This is a genomic window from Streptomyces glaucescens (assembly GCF_002154375.1).
In the GTDB taxonomy this organism is placed as follows: Bacteria; Actinomycetota; Actinomycetes; order Streptomycetales; family Streptomycetaceae; genus Streptomyces; species Streptomyces glaucescens.
On sequence record NZ_MUND01000735.1, the window covers coordinates 1 to 5,142 of the forward strand.

Annotated in this window: 4 protein-coding genes; 2 read left to right on the top strand and 2 right to left on the bottom strand. The window is 75.7% G+C overall.

Annotated elements, in window-relative coordinates; all coding sequences use genetic code 11:
- Positions 1 to 36 precede the first annotated feature (36 nt).
- Positions 37 to 1,557 (bottom strand): RDD family protein, encoded by a 1,521-nt coding sequence (locus CCN42_RS36230; protein WP_086741581.1) that lies wholly within the window; start codon positions 1,555 to 1,557, stop codon positions 37 to 39.
- A 238-nt stretch (positions 1,558 to 1,795) separates the two neighbouring features.
- On the opposite strand from CCN42_RS36230, the gene CCN42_RS36235 reads away from it, so the two are divergent.
- Positions 1,796 to 2,206: an SsgA family sporulation/cell division regulator gene (locus tag CCN42_RS36235; RefSeq protein WP_086741582.1), complete on the top strand. Its 411-nt coding sequence runs from the start codon at positions 1,796 to 1,798 to the stop codon at positions 2,204 to 2,206.
- Between the two features lie 27 nt (positions 2,207 to 2,233).
- On the opposite strand, the gene CCN42_RS36240 is transcribed toward CCN42_RS36235, so the two are convergent.
- Entirely contained in the window at positions 2,234 to 3,607 is a 1,374-nt protein-coding gene (locus tag CCN42_RS36240; RefSeq protein ID WP_086741584.1) for an FAD-binding oxidoreductase, read from the bottom strand.
- 98 nt (positions 3,608 to 3,705) lie between these two features.
- Here CCN42_RS36240 and CCN42_RS36245 point away from each other — a divergent pair, with 98 nt between their 5' ends.
- Positions 3,706 to 5,133 (top strand): tetratricopeptide repeat protein, encoded by a 1,428-nt coding sequence (locus CCN42_RS36245; RefSeq protein ID WP_086741583.1) that lies wholly within the window; start codon positions 3,706 to 3,708, stop codon positions 5,131 to 5,133.
- Positions 5,134 to 5,142: the final 9 nt, after the last annotated feature.

A 5,142-nucleotide genomic window follows, 5' to 3' on the forward strand; every position in this document is an offset into this window, starting at 1 on the left:
ACGGCCGGGCGGTCAGGCCGGGGTACGGCCGGGCGGTCAGGCCGCCACGAACGTCCGTGCGGCCTTGTCGTGCCAGCACTGCCGCCACGGCTTGTCCCACAGGCACCACAGCACGCCGACGACGCCCACGAACAGCAGCCCGGACACGCTGTACACCAGCCAGCGGCGCAGCGCGGCGCCGAACGACGGTGGCTCGTGGGCCTCGATGTCCCGTACCTCCAGGCCGAGCAGCTTCTTGCCCGGCGTGCGGCCCCACTTGGCGGTCGGCAGGGCCTCGTAGAGCGCGCCGAAGACCAGCAGGACGGCCAGGATGATGCCGAGATACGTCGATGTCGTGCCGTCCAGCAGCCACACGGTGACCGTCTGCCCGGAGAGCTTGGCCTGGTCGACCTTGTCCTGGATGTGGTCCAGCGCCTTGCCGCCGAGGGGCACGGCGGCGACCGCGGTGACGCCCGCGACGACCACCGTGTCGATCAGCCGCGCCGCGAGCCGCTTGCCGAGCCCCGCGGGCCGGGCCGACGCCTGCCGCCGGGCCGCCGCCTGGAACACGTCCTCCACCGGCGGCTTCCACGGGGCGACCGGCTGCTCGTCGGCGGCGGTCGACGAGGCTCCGGCGAGCTGGTGCACCTGCTGCGCCCAGGACGACTGCCCACCGCCGGGTCCGGTCGTCACCGGGGTGGCGGCGACGGCCTGCTGGGGCACCTGAGGCGTGCGCTGGGGGAAACCGGCGGCGGGCTGCTGCTGCGGGCCCGCGGCGGCCGAGGCGGCCTGGGCGGGGGCGGACTGGGCCGAGGGGGCCTGGGCCGCCGGCGCCGAGGGGGCCGCCGCACCCGAAGCGGTCGTATCGGATGCCGTCGCGCGCGGGCCGACCGCGCGGAAGGTCATGGTGCCCTCGTCCCGGCCGGTGCCCGCACGAGCGGCGGGCCCGAAGGCCGGACCGGAGGCGGCGGCGCCGGCAGCCGGACCGAAGCCCGCCGCGGCCGGCCCCGCGGCCCCCGCGCCCAGGCCCGCGCCGCCCGCCGGCGGGTCGCCCTGCGCTCCCCGGGCGTCGGGCACCGGGCGGCGGAAGACGAAGGTGCTGCCGGACGCCGCCGCGGCCTGCTCCGCGTCGGCGCCGGACGCGGCCGGCGGGGTGGCCGCAGCGCCGTCCGGGCGGGCGGCACGGGGGTCCGGGGAGCCGTCGGCAGAGGTCCGCGGGTCGGCGCCCTGCGGGGAGCCCCAGGAAACCCGGCGGTCCGGGTCGCCGCCGAAGCCGGACTGGTGGGATCGGTCTGCGCCCCAGGCGGGCGCGGGCTCCTGCGCGGCGGGTTCCGGCTCGTCGGCCGGGTCCTCGTCGAAGAAGTGCGGGCCGGTCTCCTCCACGGAAGCGGCCGCGGACCGGTCCGGGCGCACCCCGGGCGGCGGGGCGAGCGGTTCGCCGTCGGCCGGGGCCGGACGGCTGGTGCCCGGTACCCACGCGGCACCGTTCCAGTACCGGACGTATCCGGGGATGGAAGGGTCCGGGTAATACCCTTCGCGGGGCCTGTCGTCACCGGGGGCCGGGGTTGGGGCGCTCATGTCCGTCGTCCCGTATCTGCTCGGGGGTGTAATGGGGGCCTCCACATCTATCAGACGGGCGCAACCCGCACCGCCCGTCCCGCCGTACCCACCCCTTTCGAGCACGGTTGTGCCACCCTCGCGCCACAGTCCCGAAAAAAGTTCCGGGAACCCGCGTAATGCTCCCGGCCCCGCCCGCTCTCTCCTCGTACGGGCCCGCGCGGGCCCGTCACGAGAGACCGAGCGAGAGGAAACCGCCATGTACACCGTCGTGGAGCGCGAACTGGAGCTGCGGCTCGTCCTGTCCCCCGAGCGCGGCGTCACCGTCCCGGCCCGGCTGGGCTACCGCACCGACGACCCGTACGCCGTCCACATCACCTTCCACATCGACTCGGAGTCCCCGGTGCACTGGACGTTCGCCCGGGAGCTGCTGGTGGAGGGGGTGTTCCGGCCGTGCGGGCAGGGCGACGTGCGGGTGTGGCCGTCCAGGTCGGAGGGGCGCGGTGTGGTGCTGATGGCGCTGAGTTCACCGGACGGGGACGCGCTGCTGGAGGCCCCGGCGGCGCAGGTGTCGGCATGGCTGGAGCGGACGCTGCGGGTCGTGCCGCCGGGGACGGAGGGCGAGCAGCTGGGCATCGACGGCGGTCTCGCCCAGCTCCTCGCCCGGTGAACGCGCACGGCCGGAGCGGATCCGGGGTCAGAAGAGCTTGCCCGGGTTGAGGATGCCCAGCGGGTCGAAGAGCTGTTTGACGGCCCGCTGCATCTCCAGGCCGACCGGGCCGAGTTCCCGGGCCAGCCACTCCTTCTTCAGCACGCCGACGCCGTGTTCGCCGGTGATGGTGCCGCCGAGTTCCAGGCCGAGGGCCATGATCTCGTCGAACGACTCGCGGGCGCGCCGGGACTCGTCGGGGTCGGCCGCGTCGAAGCACACGGTGGGGTGGGTGTTGCCGTCGCCCGCGTGCGCGCAGACCCCGATGGTCAGCCCGTACTTCCCGGCGATGCGCTCGACGCCGTCGAGCAGGTCACCGAGCCGGGAGCGGGGCACGCAGACGTCGTCGATCATCGTGGTGCCCTTGACGGCCTCCAGCGCGTTCAGCGACAGCCGGCGCGCCTGGAGCAGCAGTTCGGACTCGGCGGCGTCGTCGGCGGGCACCACCTGGGTGGCGCCGGCGGCCTCGCACAGCGCGCCGACGGCGGCGAGGTCGGCGGCCGGGTCGGGGGTGTCGAACGCGGCGAGCAGCAGCGCCTCGGTGCTCTCGGGGAGTCCCATGTGCGCGAGGTCGTTGACGGCCTTGACCGTGGTCCGGTCCATGAGTTCGAGGAGTGACGGGGCGTGCCCGCCCGCCATGATCCGGCAGACCGCGTCGCAGGCGGCGCCCGCGGACGCGAACTCGGCGGCCAGCACGAGCTGCCGGGGCGGCTGCGGCTTGAGGGCGAGGACGGCCCGTACGACGATGCCGAGCGAGCCCTCGGAGCCGACGAACAGCCGGGTCAGGTCGTATCCGGCGACGCCCTTGGCGGTGCGGCGGCCGGTGGACAGCAGCCGTCCGTCGGCGAGCACGACGTCCAGGCCGAGCACGTACTCGGCCGTCACCCCGTACTTCACACAGCACAGCCCGCCGGCGGCGGTGCCGATGTTGCCGCCGATGGTGCACATCTCCCAGCTGGACGGATCGGGAGGATAGTGCAGGCCGTGTTCGTTGACGGCGCGGGTGAGCGTGGCGTTGACGACGCCGGGTTCGACGACGGCGATCCGGTCGACCGGGTCGATCTCGATGATCCGGTCCATCTTGGTCAGGGACAGCACCACGCAGTCGTCGGCGGCGTTGGCGCCGCCCGACAGACCGGTGCGGGCGCCCTGCGGGACGACCGGGACGCGCAGCTCGGTCGCGGTGCGCATGACGTGCTGAACCTGTTCGACGGTGCGCGGCAGCACCACCGCGGCCGGGGTGCCGGCCGGGCAGAAGCTCGCCATGTCGTGGGCGTAGGAGGCGGTGACGTCGGGGTCGGTCAGGACGGCCTCGGCCGGCAGTCCCGCGAGCAGCCGGTCGATGAGGTGGCTACGGCTCATGATCACAGCGTCGCACCGGGGGCCATCGGTGTGAACCCCGCGGGCGGCACCCTTGGGCCGACCGGATGTGCTCGTCGTATTGACGCACAGTGAGCGGCATGAAGACGCAGGACAGCTGGTTCCGCGGGCGTACGCGCCGGGCCCGGAACGTCACCGGTGTGCTGGCCGGCTCGCTCGCCGGGTCCCTGGTGCTCGGCGGGGTGCTGATGCTGCTGCCGGACGACCGGCCGCCCGCCGCGCCCGCGGCGGGACCGGCCGCGGCACGGGCGGCGGTCACCAACGGGATGCCGGCCTCGCCGGCCGATCTGTCGGTGCTGATCGGCGACCGGGAGGCGCACGTGCGCAGGCACCCGCGGGACGCCGGGTCGTGGGCGGTGCTCGGCGCTGCCTACGTGGAGCAGGGGCGGCTGACGGCGGACGCCGCGTACTACCCGAAGGCGGAGCGGGCGCTGCGGGCCTCGCTGAAGGCCCGGCCCCGGGGCAACGCGCAGGCGCTGGACGGGCTGGCGGCGCTGGCCAACGCGCGGCGGGACTTCCCGGCGGCGCGGCAGTGGGCCGAGGCCGCGCTGCGGGCCGACCGCAAGCGGTGGACGACGTATCCGCTGCTGATCGAGGCGTACACCGGGCTCGGCGACCACAAGGCGGCCCGGCGCACCCTGGACCGCCTGCAGAAGCTGAAGTCCGGGCCGCCCGTGATGGCCCGCGCGGCGTCCGTCTACTGGGACCAGGGGTGGCGGGAGGACGCCGCCGCCCAGTTGTCGGACGCGGCGGCCTCCGCGGGGTCGCCCGCCGAGCGGGCGGCGTGGCTGGAGCGGGCCGGGCAGCTGGCGTGGGAGCGCGGGGAGCGGGCGGCGGCCCTGCGGCACTTCCGGGAGGCGCTGCGCACCGACCCCGATCTGCGGGCCGCGCAGGCCGGGGAGGGCAGGGCGCTGGCGGCGCTGGGCCGCATCTCGGAGGCGCTGAGCGCGTACCGGGCGGCGCTGGCCAAGCAGCCTTCGCCCGCCTACGCGCTGGAGCTGGGCGAGCTGTACGAGTCGCTGGGGCTGGAGCAGGCGGCCCGCGTGCAGTACGAGCTGCTGCGGCAGCGGGTGCGGCTGGCGGCCGCGGGCGGCGCGGACGAGGAGCTGCTCCTCGGCCGCTTCGAGGCGGACCACGGGGACGTGGGGTCCGCCGTGCGGCGGCTGCGCGCCGAGTGGCGGCGGCAGCCGTCGATCGCCGTCGCGGACGCACTCGGCTGGGCGCTGTACCGGGCGGGTGACCACGAGGAGGCGCTGCGGTTCGCGGTGCGGGCGACGGACCGGGAGAAGGAGAACGGGGGCGGGGTGCGCAGCGCGCTGTACGCCTATCACCGGGGGATGATCGAGCGGGCCCTGGGGAAGGCCGGTCCCGCTCGTCGGCATCTTCAGGAGGCGCTGCGGCTCAACCCCTGGTTCTCCCCGCTGCACGCCCCGCTCGCCCGGGCCGTGTTGAAGCGGCTGGGCGAGCCGTCGGACCGGCTGCCGCACGGGGTGTGGGCGCCGGACTGATCCGGCCCG